Origin of the sequence: Marinobacter halophilus (genome assembly GCF_003007685.1) — a bacterium.
GTDB classification, from domain to species: Bacteria; Pseudomonadota; Gammaproteobacteria; order Pseudomonadales; family Oleiphilaceae; genus Marinobacter; species Marinobacter halophilus.
Genome location: NZ_PXNN01000017.1, coordinates 377,228 through 392,120 on the forward strand (window position 1 = coordinate 377,228; position 14,893 = coordinate 392,120).

Here is a 14,893-nt window from a genome sequence, read left to right on the forward strand (position 1 = left end):
GTTAGTATACCGCAGGGTTACATAGAGCCTCAGGCCCGGATCATAACTTTAAATTTATCACTGCGACTCTAGTTATAGTGATTTTCTATCGCTATCTTTTTCTACTGATTTTTTCCTGCTACCCATCAGCATAATCGCTTCGTCTTTTCGCGCGGGCAGAACGTGGCCATAGTTGCGCTCAATCATAGCGGTCGACTTATGACCAACGGCCTCAGCGATCAATTTCATAGACTGCCCACGGTCTAACAGTGTGCTGATAAAGTTGTGCCGAAAACAGTAAAACTCTAGCTCGTCCGGCATACCGCCAAACGTCTTAACCTTTGTCCACTTCCCGTCATGGGCCTGTCTGCCGAGCCGCTGCCCTGCCCTTTCTGTAAACACATAACCGGAGTCTGGCTTGCCCTGTTGCTCCCACCATGCGCGCAAGGTTTCCTCTGCGTCGGGGTGCAGCATGATATCAACTTGTGCCGGGTCGGGGTGGTGCTGGGTTTTTTCTGGCAAAAACCGGAGCCGTGAATCACCAACGTCCGCAAAAATCACGTTTGGCCACCGGAGTGCATATAGATCACCTGGCCTCATGCCGGTGTAGTACGCCAGCAGGACAGCAGGCTCAAACCAGTCTACAAACCGCACACCGTCGAAGGTGGATAAATAGCCCTTGCCATGATTGCGGCTGTTCTCTCGTTTTATGCGGCGGTCCTTGTCATACATGGTCAGCCCGCGCCATAGGGCTTCGGTTTCGCCCTCTGTAAGCATACGGCGCTTTTTCCTGGCATCCTCGTCTCGACGCGCAATCTCTGCGGCCTTGTCCTCTGCGCGCTGGTGTTGCAGTGCCTTGGCATCAAAAGGCGGCGCATCAATCACACCATCGGCCACTGCACAGTTCATCAAAGTGCGGAGCGCGCCAAAGGCTCGTTTTATGGTCGAATACGCGCGGCCCTCTTCTTCACGGCTGTTCTGCCACTCTCGAATGTCACCCGCCTTTATGCTGTCCAGAGGGCGATCCAGTAGCTTTTCAAAGTTAGAGCGTATGATGTTTATGGTTCCTCTACCCTCGCCTTTCTTGCGCTTCTGAGCGGCTGTAAATGGACCGTCCAGATACTTGCCGAGAGTAGACTCGGCAGACTGCTTTAATTCTTCATCCTTGCGTCTGGCCGCCTGCTTCTTTTCCTCTTTGACTGTGTGCGGATAAATTCCATCTTCAATCTGCGCGCGAATTTTTATGGCACGACTGACAGCTTCGAGTCTGGCTAAATTGCGCGGATCGTCACCAGCCTGCGACAGCTTGGCCGTTTTGATATTGCCGATCTTATAGACCTGCTTTTTACCGCTGGAATCCCAGTATCGGAAATACCAGGTCCCGCCGGTTTTACCCTTCATCAGAAACAGGCCGTGTATTTTTTCGCACGACAACTCCGATCGGAGCGGCACGCGATCATCCGTTAAATGCGATTTCATGCGCGCGTCAGTAATCGACGTTTGGGTTATTTTCCCGGCCATGCTCAAGACTCCCTATTTCAAATTTACAGCAGGCTGAAAGTCGATTTACAGCAGGCGAATCAAATTTACAGCACGCATTTACAGCACGCATTTACAGCAAGTATACGGAAATAAGCTGGAACGTAAAGGACAGACTGAAACGAACAGGCAAGGGGTAAAAGTACATTAAAACAGTGGTTTAAGCGGTATTTGCCATTACTTTCAGGTACATACGAAAAGGCATTTTTCTACTTTGACATGGCAGAGGTCGGCAGTTCAAATCTGCCTGGTCCTACCACTCTCGTAAAGAAAGTCAGTTACTTACAGCATGCGTAAGACTGGCTTTTTTTATGCCTCGATACTTTCTTGCGCCCAAAAATCCGCTGTGCTGGCTACCAATCTTCTTTGTTTTCTTTCTCTTCTTTCTCAAGCTCGGCCTTTCGTTTCCGGATCTTTTCCAGCTTGTCTTTGGGAATTTTCATATCGGCGCTGTCTCTCAGAAACAAGAGACTGCCAATCACCAGGGCAAACGCGGCAAAAATAAACAGCCATCCAATTAACGGCATATCGAGGCTCCTTTTCTGAGTGCAGTTTCAGTGTACACCCAGTTGCCGATACCAGTAACTCACGCTGGCCGGATCAGCCCGGTCAGGCAGAACACCAGGCCTTTCCGCATGGCCTGGGCAACGCCACATAAAGTTCCGCCTCACTCCACTCTACTTCGCCGCCGCCGGCGCCGTGGTACACCCCGCGTTCCAGCGCCAGCCAGCTTCGAAAGCTATCCGGCATGGCCGATGGTTGCTCAGCTTTCAAATCGTTGAGCTGGGCAAGACTAGCCATAAACAAGCCCTCCTTCAATTGCAGTTACTTACACTTTTCATAGCGAATGCGAATCATTCTTGTTGTGTATTACGTTAATTTCACTTAGGCTTTGACCGCCCAACCTGCAGGAAATACACAAAGACCCATGTTTCAAAAGGAAGAACTACGTGACCAGACTTTCAAAAACCTCACTCGTCCTGGCGCTTTCAGGCTTTGCGCTATCTGGCCAGGCGCAGACCGTGCATGAACTTGAGGAACTCGTTGTCAGTGCGTCCGGGGTGGAGCAAAAGCTGACCGATGCGCCAGCGTCCATTACGGTCATCCGCAAAGAGGATCTGGACAAGAAGCCCTATGCCACCCTGCTCGACGCGGTTCGGGATGTTGAGGGTGTGGATGTTGGCGAAACCACTGACAAAACTGGCCAGGGCGGAATCAGTATTCGCGGTATGGGTGCGGACTACACGCTGATTCTGATTGATGGCAAGCGCCAAAACAACATTGGCGATATCTATCCGAACAACTTCGGCGGCAACCAGTTCAACCACATCCCGCCAAAGGAGATGATTGAGCGCATCGAAATCATCCGGGGCCCTGCATCTACCCTTTACGGGGCCGACGCACTGGGTGGTGTCATCAACATCATCACCAAAAAAATCGGTGACACCTGGGCCGGGTCGTTGTCTCACAGCCGCACTCACGAATCCAATGACGACTTCGGCAACGATGACACCACCGAGTTCACGGTAACCGGTCCGTTGATCAAAAACCGCCTAGGCCTTGGCGTGCGCGGCAGCCTGTATAATCGCGATGCCTCCCAGCCACAGTACGAACCGGGTATTGATCCCAATGGCAACCCGGTTCCGCGGGAGCTTGGTTTCGGCAGCGGAGGCCGGACGGTCGATAACGAAAACGTCAATCTTGGCATTAAACTCGACTATCGCATGACCGATAATCAGGATCTGACGCTGGATTACGAGACCTCCAGACAAACCTATGACAACGAACCCGCCGACGGCAACAACCCTCTCGGCACGACCGACAGTGTCAGTCGACTGCCGTACGCCGGCTATGCGCTTGAACAGGAGTTCACCCGAAAGCAGGCGTCAATTCGCCACCACGGCCAGTGGGGCTTCGCCAATAGCGATATTTTCCTGCATCACATCACCACCAGCAACGACGGCCGCACGCTGCCACTGACCGCACTTGAGCGCCTGCAGTACCAGCAGCTAGATAATGACGGCGCCAGCGATGCAGATATCGAAGCGGCGTTCCTGCCCCGACCTGAACGCGTACTGGAAACCCGCCAGACCACGCTGAACGCCAAGTTCGACTCCCTCGTCGGTGACCATCTTCTGGTGTACGGTGCCGAATATGTCGATGCCGAGATGGAAGACGGCGCGTTCGGCATGACCGGCAGCGGCTTCAGTGATGGCAAGACCCAACCGCACCGGCAGTGGGCAGCGTTCATGGAAGATAACTGGGAAATCACCCGGCAGTTCACGCTGACCGGCGGCGTTCGTTACGACCACCACAACATCTTCGATGGCCATGTCAGCCCGAGACTCTACGGTAACTGGGACGTGACCCCGGAATGGTCGGTTAAGGGTGGTGTAAGCACTGGCTACAAAGCCCCCAAAGCCAGCGACCTCTACCCGGGCATTACAGGATTTGGCCGCCAGGGCACATTGCCATTTGTGGGTACGCCGGATCTTGAACCCGAAACCAGCGTAAACAGTGAAATCGCGGTTTACTATCGTCACCCCGAAGGGCACAACGCCAACCTGACGGTGTTCTCAAATCAGTTCAGAGACAAAATAGAAAGCGGCGGAAGCATTCTGCATTGTGACGATGCCAACGCAACACCGGGCGACTGCGCCAACCTGGCGCCGGAATGGAACCAGCTGCTGGGCGATGGCCAAACCTTCAGCCAGCTGGTCAATGTCGACAAAGCGGAGATCAATGGCCTGGAATTCGCCGGCCGGTACTGGATACTCGACTCACTTTCTATCCGGGCCAACTACACCTACACCGATGCCGAGATAAAAAGTGGCGACAACAAAGGCGCACCATTGGCTGGCACCGCCAAACACATGGCCAACGCCACCCTGGATTGGCAGGTAACACCGGCCTTCAATACCTATCTGACCTCCGAATTCCGCTCAAAACGCAACACCAGCACGCCCCGGGGCTGGGACAACAGCATTGACTACCCGGAATTCTACAAGGACTACACCATCCTGCACTTGGGCGCGCAGTATGCCGTCAATGAGTTCCTGACGCTGACAGCCAGGGTAAACAACCTGCTGGATGAAGATTTCACCAGCTATGAAACCGTCTACACCACCGAAGACGGTGGCGTGACTTACGAGCCGAATTACATTGACGACTACAACGTCAAAGCAAAAGCCAGAAACTACTGGCTGTCGGCTACCCTGAGTTTCTGATCAGCGCTGTCCGTTTCGGGGCCACCGGGCAACTCCTGCCGGTGGCCCTTTCCCCTACCTCGGTCGAAATGGCTTGTCCCGGGCTTCGCTGCTTCGTACCATTGCCCCACGCCTTGATAAGCCCGATGATTACTTCCCAGCCAGGACACCGATGCGCACACAGATTGATATCACCGTTGCTTCAACTCAAACTGCCGTGGATGCATTGGCACAGGCTTCTGACCTGCCCAAACAACGGATCAAGGATGCGATGGCCAAGGGCGCCTGCTGGTGGACCCAAAAAGGTAAGGTGGTACGGTTGCGCAAGGCCAAACGGGAACTCAGGGCGGGCAGCCGGATTCAGCTGTTCTACGACGACCAGGTGCTCTCTCGCACACCGGAGCAACCCTCACTGCTGAACAACAACGGCCGCTACAGCGTGTGGTTCAAGCCGCACGGCTTGCTGGCGCAGGGGTCGCAGTGGGGGGATCACTGCAGTTTGCTGAGGCTGGCGGAAGTGGCGCTCAACACGCCCTGCTTTCTGGTGCACCGTCTGGACGCCGATGCGGCGGGGCTAATGCTGATCGCTCATGATGCCAAGGCAGCGGGCGCCCTGTCTCAGCTGTTTTCGGGCCGAACAGTAACCAAGATCTATCAGGCGACGGTCACCGGTAAGCTGGAGGCAACAGACCGGGTGATTGATGCGCCGCTGGATGGTAAGGAATCGGTCAGCAGGGTAACGACCCTGACACTGAACGAGGACACAAATACGACGCAGGTAAAGGTGGTCATCGAAACCGGGCGCAAGCATCAGATCCGGCGTCATCTTGCCGGCATTGGCCATGCGATTGTTGGTGACCGGCTTTATGGCTCCGGTCATCCGGATGGACTTCAGCTTGAGGCCGTTCTGCTTGAGTTCACATGCCCCCTGAGCCAAACCCCCCAGTCATTCGCTCTGAAATGACGTTTGGCTGCCCCCAGCAAAAAGGCCAGCTTTCAAGCTGGCCTTTTTCATTCACGTATCCACACGTTGATTACACGTTGTAGAAATCCCGATACCAGTCCACAAACCGGGCAATGCCTTCTTCTACTGGCGTAGACGGTTTGTAGCCGACATCGCTGATCAGATCATCGACATTGGCGTAGGTCGCTGGCACGTCGCCGGGCTGGAGCGGCAGCAGGTTTTTCTCCGCTTTTTTACCCACTCGCTCTTCGATAATCTCGATAAAGCGGGACAACTCCACCGGATTGTTACTGCCGATGTTGTAGAGCCGGTATGGTCCTTTGCTGGTACTGGGGTCTGGCTGAGCGCCGCTCCAGTCCGCATTGGGCTGAGCCACGTTGTCCAGGGTGCGAATAACGCCCTCTACGATGTCGTCAACGTAGGTGAAATCCCGTTTGTGATGGCCGTGGTTGAACACATCAATCGGCTCACCCGCGAGAATCTTCTTGGTGAAGATAAACAGCGCCATATCCGGCCGACCCCAGGGGCCATACACGGTGAAAAACCGCAAGCCGGTGGTTGGCAGGTTGTACAGATGGCTGTAGGTGTGCGCCATCAGCTCGTTGGCTTTCTTGGAGGCCGCATACAAGCTCAGAGGGTGGTCCACGTTGTCATGCACCGAGAACGGCATGGATTCGTTGGCGCCATATACTGAGCTGCTGGAGGCGTATACCAGGTGTTTGACGTCGTTGTGTCTGCAGCCCTCAAGAATGTTCATGAAGCCGACCAGGTTGGCGTCCACGTAGGCGTGCGGGTTTTCCAGGGAATAACGGACACCGGCCTGCGCGGCCAGATGCACCACCCGCTCCGGCTTGTGCTCGCGGAACAGCGCCTCCATCACCTCCCGGTCGGCCACATCCTTGCGTACTTCGGTAAAGCCGGGCTTGCTCAACAACCGGGCCAGGCGTGCCTCTTTCAGGTTAACGTCGTAGTAGTCGTTAACGTTGTCGACACCGATAACTTCGTCACCACGGTCGAGCAGGCGGTGAGCCAGGTGTGAACCGATAAAACCGGCGGTACCGGTAACCAGGATTTTCAAGAGTCCGTCTCCCCGTTCAATGGCGTGCTATTCAGAATCTCAAACCGGCACTGACAAACGGGCCGCTGAGTTCGATGTCCAGATTATCATCGCCATCGTCGTAATCCAGAGAGATCTGGCGATAGCCTGCCCGCAGCTGAAGCAATGACAACTCGTACTGGCCGTAGACATTGAAATCATAGACCGAGTCGCCGTCGAAGCTGACGGCGTTGGCGTCACCGCCGACAGAAACACCGGTAAGCGGCAGGTCAAACCGCGCGGCTAGGTACAGCAATGGCAGCACGGCGTCGGCTTTGGTCTGGTTGGAACGGCCCAAGGTATCGATGATCACCAGATCACCTGAAAAATCCCTTACCGTCAAGCCCAGGTCCAGGTTAACCCAGTTATCCAGCAGCTCGTAGTACAGCGTTAAATCCAGTTGCTCGAGCTCCAGTTCTGATCTCACAGAGCCGGGAACAAGCAGATCGTAACCAGAGTCCAACTGACCATTGCCACTCTGCTTGGTCCGGGTATAGGCCAGCCGGACGTTCGGCAACACCGGCACCGGGTGCTCAAAGTAAGCGGTGAGGTTGGCATTGGAGTCGCTGCTCAGGTTCAGATCCTGTTCCAGATCCACCCGGTCATTGCCCTTGGATGCACTACCGGAATAATCGGCATCCCAGTAGCCAAAGGTGGCGCCCACGCCAAGAATATCAGCAGAAACCACCGGAGCAGCCGCCAGCATGGAAGCGCCCATTGCCATCATCAGTTTACGCATATCACACCCGTTTGTTGTCGGTTGTTATGTTCAGTCGAACTGGATACCCAGCCGTTGACCTACTTCTTCGTAGGTTTCAATCACATCGCCAAGGCCCTGGCGGAAGCGGTCTTTGTCCATTTTCTTACGGGTTTCCTTATCCCAGATGCGACAGCCATCGGGGCTGAATTCGTCACCCAGAACAATGTCGCCTTCGCTACGGCCAAACTCCAGTTTGTAATCCACCAACAACATGCCGGCGGCGTCGAACAGCGCCTTGAGCACATCGTTGACCTGGTAGGTGAGCTCTTTCATCCGAGCCAGCTCCTGCTCTGTCGCCCAGCCAAAGCTGACCGCCAAAGATTCGTTGACCATCGGATCATGCAGGGCATCGTTTTTCAGAAACAGCTCAAACGTGGGCGGGTTCAGCGTCAGGCCTTCCTCTACCCCAATCCGGCGACAGAGACTGCCAGCGGAGATGTTACGCACCACGCATTCCACCGGAATCATATCCAGTTTTTTGACCAGAGACTCTGTGCCGGACAACAAGGCTTCAAAATGCGTCGGGACACCAGCGGCCTCCAGCTTGTCCATGATGAAGGCATTAAACTTGTTGTTCACCATGCCCTTCCGGTTCAGCTGTTCTTTCTTCTCGCCGTCAAAGGCTGAGGTGTCATCCCGGAATTCCAACACAAAACGGTTGGGGTCATCCGTGCGGTAAACAGATTTGGCTTTGCCGGCGTATAGCTCTTCGCGCTTTTCCATTGAAATCTCCAGAACGGCAGGCGGCTTTGCTGACCGCCCGGCCTTAATACAGGTGTTCGAATAATTGAGTGAGCAGGTCCGCCGAGCTGTACTCACCAGTGTAGTTTTGCACTGTCTCTGCCGTCACGAACATGGCGCCTTCGCGTTGCTCAATATTGACGGTGTGCGTGTGGCGAGGCTCATCTTTACTGCTGAACCAGGAGAACCAGCCCGGTGTGCGTTCGTCTTCGCTACGGAAATCAACATGAAACCAGCGTTCGCTTCGGTTAAGATCCTGAATTCGAGCGTCAATATCTTCCAGGGAGCGATTCACCTCTGCCCAGGTCCGACCAAAGTCCAACTCAACCTTTACCGCAACCGCCTGTTCTCCTTCAGACATCAGCCGGACCAGCGGCTGGGCGACCATTCCGGACGCTGCGCGGGAGAACGACTTGTTGTCCTCACGCTGTTTCATGAATTCGCCAAGATCGGTCAACAGAGATTGTTGTCTGTCCCGAGCGCTGCTGCCTGCTTCGGCTTCAGCATCCCAGGCCATCAGGCCTTCCGGGGTTTCATCCGACTCAACAATTCGCACCTGAATTTCGGTGGTTCGGCGCCGGATTCCTGGCGCCAGGCGGGCCTGCAACACCACGCGCGCTTCGCTGCCGGTGGGTTCGTCCGCCAGACCCAACAGTTCGCGGCTACGCTTGCTGAAATTGGCCAGCTCACTTTGCAGAATGCCCAACTGCGGGCTGTCATGGGCAACCCCCAGACCGGTGGCGTTCATCCACGCGCCTGCCACTGGCCAAAGCCTGCCAGGCACTTCGTTCACCAGCAGCCACAACCGGCCATCAAACTCTTCAACCACATAATTCTGATCAAGGATCTCAGAGGTCATATCCGGTGGCTGGGGAATCGAGGACGGATACATCCGCCGGGAATCATCCGCATTGATGCTGCGGATCGGCATGATTTCATTAAAACGTGAGCTATCCGCGCCTTCCGGTGCCTGAATAGGCTGCCCCTCAGGAGCGTCAACGTAGCGCTGGGAACGATCTTCCAGGACACCGCAGCCGGCCAGGGTACCTGCTAACAGGAATCCGGCCAATGGCCGTAACAGAGGTGACTTGGTACAACGGGCTCTTCCAGGAACCTGCATCGGGTTACTCCGGTAAAACGGGAATCGGTTGGCCTCAGAGTACGCCTGAGGCCTTGAGTGCTTCTTCCACCTCGCCGTGGAACTTCTCACTAAGCAGCGTGAGCGGCAGACGAATGCCTTCTCCGATCATTCCCATCCGATGCAGAGCCCATTTAACCGGGATCGGGTTGGCTTCAAGAAACAGCTTGCGATTGAGCGGCATCAGCAGCTCGTTCAAACGGCGGGTTTCAGCTTCGTCACTGGCAATCGCCGCTTCGCAAAGCTGTGCCATGGCCTTTGGCGCCACGTTGGCGGTAACTGATACGTTACCCTTGGCGCCCGCCAGCATCAGATCGGCGGCGGTAGCATCATCACCGGAGTACACCGTCAAACGGCCTTTGACAGCTGCGATCAGTTCGGTGCCACGGGGGATGTTGCCGGTCGCATCTTTAATGCCAATGATATTGGGGATGTCGGCCAGTCGCTCGACGGTCTCATTTAACATGTCACAGGCGGTTCTGCCCGGCACGTTGTAGAGAATCTGGCTCATGCCGGGCACCGCCTCGGCAATGGCCTTGAAGTGCTGGTAAAGACCCTCTTGGGTCGGCTTGTTGTAGTAAGGCACAACAAGAAGGCAGGCATCGGCACCGAGTTTATGGGCCTCGGTGGTCAGCTCGATGGCTTCGCGCGTGCTGTTACCACCGGTGCCGGCGATCACGGGAATCCGGCCGGCAACCCGTTTTATGATATGGCCGATAACCCGACAATGCTCCTTCGGGTCCAGCGTTGCGGATTCGCCGGTGGTGCCCACAGCAACAATGCCGTGGGTGCCGTTTTCAAGATGAAAGTCCACCAGTTTGTCCAGATCTTCCCAGTGAATATCACCGTTTGGAAGCATGGGCGTGACCAGTGCGACGAGGCTACCCGTAATCATAAAAACTCCGTCCGAATAAAACCGTTATGGTAATGTTGGGCTCGAACTGACACAAGGAAATTAAAGGAGATGTCATGTCATCCGTAGCATTGAGACAACCAGTACCCGACTTTCAGGCCGAGGCTACCGGCGATCAGACCGTCAAACTGACCGACCTGAAGGGCAAAAACGTTGTTATCTACTTCTACCCAAAAGACAACACGCCCGGCTGCACCACTGAAGGCCAGGATTTTCGGGACCGAATGGCTCAGTTCAGTGAGCTGGATACGGAAATTTTCGGGGTGTCCCGCGATGGCCTGAAGGCACACGCCAACTTCCGGGCCAAATATGAGTTTCCGTTTCACCTGATCTCGGATAAAGACGAAACCCTGTGCAAACTGTTCGACGTCATCAAACTGAAAAAGCTCTACGGCAAGGAGCACCTGGGCATCGAGCGCAGCACCTTCCTGATCGACAAAGACGGTATTCTGCGTCAGGAGTGGCGCGGCGTTAAAGTACCCGGCCACGTTGCTGAGGTGCTGGAGGCAGTCAAAGCCCTCTGACCTACTCCGTGGCGGCCGGTGCGGGCTGCGATTCCTTCACCGGCCAGGCCGAAAAGATCGCCTTGAGCACAGTGGCCAAGGGGATCGCAAAGAACACACCCCACAAGCCCCAGATACCGCCGAAGAAAAGCACCGCAACAATTATGGCTACCGGGTGCAGGTTATTCACTTCCGAGAACAGGATGGGCACCAGAACGTTACCATCCAAGCCCTGGATAATACCGTAAGCCACCATCACCCAGATAAACTGAGATCCCCAACCAAACGCAAACAACGCAATGATCGCCACTGGAATGGTGACAACCGCGGCACCAATGTAGGGAATCACCACGCTCAGGCCCACCAGCAACGACAACAGTGCCGCGTATGGCATACCCAGGAACTTGAATGCTACATAGGTGACGCCGCCAACGATAAGAATCTCAACCGCCTTGCCCCGAACGTAGTTGGCACATTGCATGTTCACCTCTTGCCAGATGCGAATCATCATCGGGCGCTGGGGAGGCAGCATCCGGCCAACAGATCTCACCAGTACCTTGCGATCCTTCAAAAAGAAGAACACCAGTATCGGCACCAGCACCATATAGATCAGGAGCGCCACCACATCTGGAATACTGGACAGTGAAAATGACACCAGCCACTGCGTCATGTGTGCCACTTCGTTCGATACTTGTTGGTACACGGCGTCTACCGCCTCAACGGAGATCAGATGTGGATACTCATCAGGTAACAATTCCAGATAGGACTGCAGCTCACGAATGATCCGTGGCGTCTCGCCAGCAAGGTTGCTGACCTGGGTCCAGATCAGCGGCAACAGACCGAAGATTACCCCGACCAACACCCCCAGGAACACCACAAACACACCCAGAATCGCCACCAGCTCAGGCACGCCCATTTTATGAAGCTTGGCAACCAGGCCCTGAAGGATAAAAGCAATAATAAGAGACGCGATCGCCGGCGCCAGCATGGCCCCAAACAGGATAATAAAAACGATACCGGTAAGGAGAAGCAGAAAGAGGATCACCGCTTCTTCATCCGAAAAATACTTATGGGCTAAACCGCGTAAAATCCTGACCATGAACAACTCCGGGAGGTTAACCGCCGCACTTTATCACGAATCGATATTCACCGTGATGCTCAGACTGGCTAATAAGACAATGGGAAGACATACCGAGGTAAGCCGGAATATCCCGGGCAGAACCCGCATCGGTAGCCACAACCTCCAGTTCCTGCCCCTCGGTCATGGAGTTCAATTCAAGTTTGGTTTTTAGCAGTGGCATTGGGCAACGCAGCCCGGACGCGTCCAGAAATCGATCAGTCATTGTTAACGAGCACCATTACTATTATCCAATAAACGAGCGGGCATTATGCCGGGGGTGTTACCCTATTGCATCTCATGTCTTCGTAATCCTGACCAGAACTTTCTTGGCTATGCTGTTGTCAAAAATGCCATCTGATACCGGGCGCAACCTATATCCATGAACCGAACTGACCGCCAGAACCTTCTTATCCGAATCCTGACCACCATGAGCCTGGCTGCCACCCTGCTCTTACCGGCTGGGCACGCCTTCGCTCAGGAAGCCAGCTTGCCCAGCATCGGCGGCAGCGGCGGCCTGATCTCCGGCCAGCAGGAAGCCGAAATCGGCCAACAGGTAATGGCATCCATCCGCCGCTCTGCGCCGCAGATTCAGGACCCATTGGTTTACGACTACCTGCAGACCATCACCTACCGACTGGTACCCTCAGCACCGCTGGATAACCGCGACCTCAAGCTGGTTCTGATCGATAGCCCGGCCCTGAACGCGTTTGCGGTGCCCGGGGGCGTTGTCGGCGTGAACGGCGGCCTGTTCCTGAATGCCGCAACCGAACAACAGTTCGCCTCTGTTATGGCCCACGAACTGGCGCATCTCAGTCAGCGCCACTTTGCCCGACGCATGGAACAACAGGAAACCAGTGCGCCGTTAACGCTGGCCGGAATGATCGCCGGGATCGTGTTGTCAGCCGTCACCCAATCCGACATCGGCATCGCCGCCATTGCCGGCACTCAGGCAATGGCCATCCAGAACATGCTGGCTTACAGCCGCTCCCATGAGCAGGAAGCGGACCGGGTAGGCATGGAAATTCTCGCCAATGCCGGCCTGGACCCCAGGGGCATGCCGGAAATGTTCGAAATCATGATGAGACAGAACCGGCTGCAAGGCAATCAGCTGCCCGAGTACCTGTCTACCCACCCCTTGACCCAGAACCGCGTAGCAGACAGCCGCAACCGGGCCGAGCAATATCCTGACGAGCGGATTCCGGATGGCCAGGAATATCATCTGGTGCGCAGCCGCCTGCAGGTGCGCTACGCCCAGTCGCCAGAGCTGGCCGTGCAGACCTTTGAGGACTACCTCAGCCGAGATGACGCCAAACGCAACGATGCCATTCGCTACGGCCTGGCCATTGCCTATCAAGACAACCGCCAATACGACAAAGCCGAGAGCATCCTCAGCACGCTACTGGACAATAACCCCGGCAGAATCACCTACCAGGTGACTCTGGCCGACGTGCTGCTTGACCAGGAACGCCATGAGGAAGCCAGAGCTCTGATGAAGCGGGCACTTGCCAGGAATCCCGGAAACTACCCGATCAGCTGGACTCTCGCGAAAATCGAAATCGCCGACGGCAACGGTGCCAGCGCGGCCGGTCTGTTAAGAGATCTGGCGCGTCGCCTGCCCGATCGTGAACAGATCTGGTTACGCCTGGCCGAGGCGGAAGGCATGGCAAGGAATATTGTCGGCGTGCACCGGGCGCGGGCCGAATATTACGCCATGGTGGGAGATCTTCAGTCAGCCCAGCGCCAACTGCGCCAGGCTCAGGAAAAGCTGCCGGCCGGCTCGGCCGAACGACAGGTGGTCAACGAACGCCTGAACGATATTGCCGACCGCCTGCAGGCTCGCCGGGGCTGACACAGCCGGTCAGGCGTTGCCGGCGGCCTGTAGATTCATGTTGGCGGTGAAGTCGAGCATCCTGCGTAAAGGCTTCAACGCGTCCTCACGCAGCTCGTCACTCACCAACACTTCCTGATCGCCATGTTCCAGCACATGCAACAGATTCTCCAGGCCGTTCATCGCCATCCACGGGCAATGGGCACAACTGCGGCAGGTTGCACCATTCCCGGCGGTGGGCGCTTCAATCAATGTTTTGCCCGGGGCCAGCTGCTGCATCTTGTAAAAGATGCCGTTGTCCGTCGCCACAATGAATTCCTGATTGGGCAACGTCTGTACCGCATGGATCAGTTGCGAGGTGGAACCCACCACGTCTGCCATCTGCACCACTTCATCAGGGGACTCGGGGTGGACCAGAACGGCCGCATCCGGATACAGCGCCTTGAGATCTTCAAGCCCACGGTATTTGAACTCCTCGTGCACGATGCAGGAGCCATCCCACAGCAACACGTCAGCGCCGGTGGTCTTCTGCACGTAATGGCCAAGGTGCTTGTCCGGTGCCCACAGGATCTTTTCACCTTTCGCATCCAGATACTCAACAATGGCCTGAGCACAGCTCGACGTTACCACCCAGTCTGCCCTCGCCTTCACAGCGGCCGACGTGTTGGCGTACACCACCACCGTCCGATCCGGATGCTGGTCACAAAACTCGGAGAACTCATCGGCCGGGCAGCCGACGTCCAGAGAGCAGGTTGCCTCAAGTGTCGGCATCAACACCCGCTTCTCGGGATTCAGGATTTTGGCGGTTTCGCCCATAAAACGGACGCCCGCGACAACAACAGTTGTGGCCGGATGCTGATTGCCAAAACGCGCCATTTCAAGCGAATCCGATACACAGCCGCCGGTTTCTTCGGCCAGGCGTTGGATATCAGGATCGGTGTAATAGTGGGCTACGAGCACGGCATTCTTGGCCTTGAGGGCAGCCTTGATGCGCGCCTCAAGTTCAGATTTCTCGCTGGCACTAAGAGCCTTGGGCTCTGCCTGGTGGGCCAGATGTTCCTGAACAAGGATACGGTCTTGCGCTCGTGTCATCTCTGGATCTCTGA

General features: G+C 55.7%; 15 protein-coding genes. 4 read left to right on the forward strand and 11 right to left on the reverse strand.

Features of this window, described 5'->3' with window-relative positions; translation table 11 throughout:
• Positions 1–72: 72 nt before the first annotated feature.
• The 3 genes from C7H08_RS15590 to C7H08_RS15605 form a co-directional block, all read right to left on the reverse strand.
• On the reverse strand, positions 73–1,500 hold the full coding sequence (locus C7H08_RS15590) for an integrase family protein (RefSeq protein ID WP_106673153.1): 1,428 nt from the start codon (positions 1,498–1,500) through the stop codon (positions 73–75).
• A gap of 371 nt (positions 1,501–1,871) precedes the next feature.
• Positions 1,872–2,045: a DUF2897 family protein gene (locus C7H08_RS15600; RefSeq protein WP_106673154.1), complete on the reverse strand. Its 174-nt coding sequence runs from the start codon at positions 2,043–2,045 to the stop codon at positions 1,872–1,874.
• Positions 2,046–2,127: 82 nt separating this feature from the next.
• The gene (locus C7H08_RS15605; RefSeq protein ID WP_106673155.1) at positions 2,128–2,319 is read right to left on the reverse strand and encodes a hypothetical protein; all 192 of its coding nucleotides are present in this window, start codon (positions 2,317–2,319) and stop codon (positions 2,128–2,130) included.
• A 149-nt stretch (positions 2,320–2,468) separates the two neighbouring features.
• On the opposite strand from C7H08_RS15605, the gene C7H08_RS15610 reads away from it, so the two are divergent.
• Positions 2,469–4,745: a TonB-dependent receptor domain-containing protein gene (locus C7H08_RS15610; RefSeq protein ID WP_106673156.1), complete on the forward strand. Its 2,277-nt coding sequence runs from the start codon at positions 2,469–2,471 to the stop codon at positions 4,743–4,745.
• A 151-nt stretch (positions 4,746–4,896) separates the two neighbouring features.
• Positions 4,897–5,688, forward strand: a complete 792-nt coding sequence (locus C7H08_RS15615) for an RluA family pseudouridine synthase (protein WP_106673157.1) — start codon at positions 4,897–4,899, stop codon at positions 5,686–5,688.
• A 70-nt stretch (positions 5,689–5,758) separates the two neighbouring features.
• Here the strand turns inward: C7H08_RS15615 and C7H08_RS15620 are convergent, their stop codons facing one another.
• From C7H08_RS15620 to dapA, 5 genes are read right to left on the reverse strand one after another with little or no spacing between them, the layout of a single operon-like run.
• The gene (locus tag C7H08_RS15620; protein WP_106673158.1) at positions 5,759–6,766 is read right to left on the reverse strand and encodes an NAD-dependent epimerase; all 1,008 of its coding nucleotides are present in this window, start codon (positions 6,764–6,766) and stop codon (positions 5,759–5,761) included.
• A gap of 31 nt (positions 6,767–6,797) precedes the next feature.
• The gene (locus C7H08_RS15625) at positions 6,798–7,523 is read right to left on the reverse strand and encodes a TIGR04219 family outer membrane beta-barrel protein (protein WP_106673159.1); all 726 of its coding nucleotides are present in this window, start codon (positions 7,521–7,523) and stop codon (positions 6,798–6,800) included.
• Between the two features lie 30 nt (positions 7,524–7,553).
• Entirely contained in the window at positions 7,554–8,267 is a 714-nt protein-coding gene (gene purC, locus C7H08_RS15630; RefSeq protein ID WP_106673160.1) for a phosphoribosylaminoimidazolesuccinocarboxamide synthase, read from the reverse strand.
• Between the two features lie 43 nt (positions 8,268–8,310).
• On the reverse strand, positions 8,311–9,405 hold the full coding sequence (gene bamC / locus C7H08_RS15635; protein ID WP_106673161.1) for an outer membrane protein assembly factor BamC: 1,095 nt from the start codon (positions 9,403–9,405) through the stop codon (positions 8,311–8,313).
• Between the two features lie 34 nt (positions 9,406–9,439).
• On the reverse strand, positions 9,440–10,318 hold the full coding sequence (gene dapA, locus C7H08_RS15640) for a 4-hydroxy-tetrahydrodipicolinate synthase (protein WP_106673162.1): 879 nt from the start codon (positions 10,316–10,318) through the stop codon (positions 9,440–9,442).
• Between the two features lie 74 nt (positions 10,319–10,392).
• Here dapA and C7H08_RS15645 point away from each other — a divergent pair, with 74 nt between their 5' ends.
• Positions 10,393–10,860: a peroxiredoxin gene (locus tag C7H08_RS15645; RefSeq protein ID WP_106673163.1), complete on the forward strand. Its 468-nt coding sequence runs from the start codon at positions 10,393–10,395 to the stop codon at positions 10,858–10,860.
• Position 10,861: 1 nt separating this feature from the next.
• On the opposite strand, the gene C7H08_RS15650 is transcribed toward C7H08_RS15645, so the two are convergent.
• Entirely contained in the window at positions 10,862–11,938 is a 1,077-nt protein-coding gene (locus tag C7H08_RS15650; RefSeq protein WP_106673164.1) for an AI-2E family transporter, read from the reverse strand.
• A 16-nt stretch (positions 11,939–11,954) separates the two neighbouring features.
• Complete coding sequence (locus C7H08_RS15655) at positions 11,955–12,182, reverse strand: sulfurtransferase TusA family protein (protein WP_106673165.1); 228 nt, start codon at positions 12,180–12,182, stop codon at positions 11,955–11,957.
• A 156-nt stretch (positions 12,183–12,338) separates the two neighbouring features.
• On the opposite strand from C7H08_RS15655, the gene C7H08_RS15660 reads away from it, so the two are divergent.
• Positions 12,339–13,808: a M48 family metalloprotease gene (locus C7H08_RS15660; RefSeq protein WP_106673166.1), complete on the forward strand. Its 1,470-nt coding sequence runs from the start codon at positions 12,339–12,341 to the stop codon at positions 13,806–13,808.
• 9 nt (positions 13,809–13,817) lie between these two features.
• On the opposite strand, the gene nadA is transcribed toward C7H08_RS15660, so the two are convergent.
• The gene (gene nadA, locus C7H08_RS15665) at positions 13,818–14,879 is read right to left on the reverse strand and encodes a quinolinate synthase NadA (protein WP_106673167.1); all 1,062 of its coding nucleotides are present in this window, start codon (positions 14,877–14,879) and stop codon (positions 13,818–13,820) included.
• Positions 14,880–14,893 lie beyond the last annotated feature (14 nt).

Bases quoted from the DNA above. Each gene is read 5' to 3' on its own strand.
- C7H08_RS15590 (WP_106673153.1), bottom strand. From the start codon at position 1,500: ATGGCCGGGAAAATAACCCAAACGTCGATTACTGACGCGCGCATGAAA.
- C7H08_RS15615 (WP_106673157.1), top strand. From the start codon at position 4,897: ATGCGCACACAGATTGATATCACCGTTGCTTCAACTCAAACTGCCGTG.
- C7H08_RS15600 (WP_106673154.1), bottom strand. From the start codon at position 2,045: ATGCCGTTAATTGGATGGCTGTTTATTTTTGCCGCGTTTGCCCTGGTG.
- C7H08_RS15625 (WP_106673159.1), bottom strand. From the start codon at position 7,523: ATGCGTAAACTGATGATGGCAATGGGCGCTTCCATGCTGGCGGCTGCT.
- C7H08_RS15655 (WP_106673165.1), bottom strand. From the start codon at position 12,182: ATGACTGATCGATTTCTGGACGCGTCCGGGCTGCGTTGCCCAATGCCA.
- bamC (WP_106673161.1), bottom strand. From the start codon at position 9,405: ATGCAGGTTCCTGGAAGAGCCCGTTGTACCAAGTCACCTCTGTTACGG.
- C7H08_RS15645 (WP_106673163.1), top strand. From the start codon at position 10,393: ATGTCATCCGTAGCATTGAGACAACCAGTACCCGACTTTCAGGCCGAG.
- purC (WP_106673160.1), bottom strand. From the start codon at position 8,267: ATGGAAAAGCGCGAAGAGCTATACGCCGGCAAAGCCAAATCTGTTTAC.
- nadA (WP_106673167.1), bottom strand. From the start codon at position 14,879: ATGACACGAGCGCAAGACCGTATCCTTGTTCAGGAACATCTGGCCCAC.
- C7H08_RS15650 (WP_106673164.1), bottom strand. From the start codon at position 11,938: ATGGTCAGGATTTTACGCGGTTTAGCCCATAAGTATTTTTCGGATGAA.
- dapA (WP_106673162.1), bottom strand. From the start codon at position 10,318: ATGATTACGGGTAGCCTCGTCGCACTGGTCACGCCCATGCTTCCAAAC.
- C7H08_RS15660 (WP_106673166.1), top strand. From the start codon at position 12,339: ATGAACCGAACTGACCGCCAGAACCTTCTTATCCGAATCCTGACCACC.
- C7H08_RS15605 (WP_106673155.1), bottom strand. From the start codon at position 2,319: ATGGCTAGTCTTGCCCAGCTCAACGATTTGAAAGCTGAGCAACCATCG.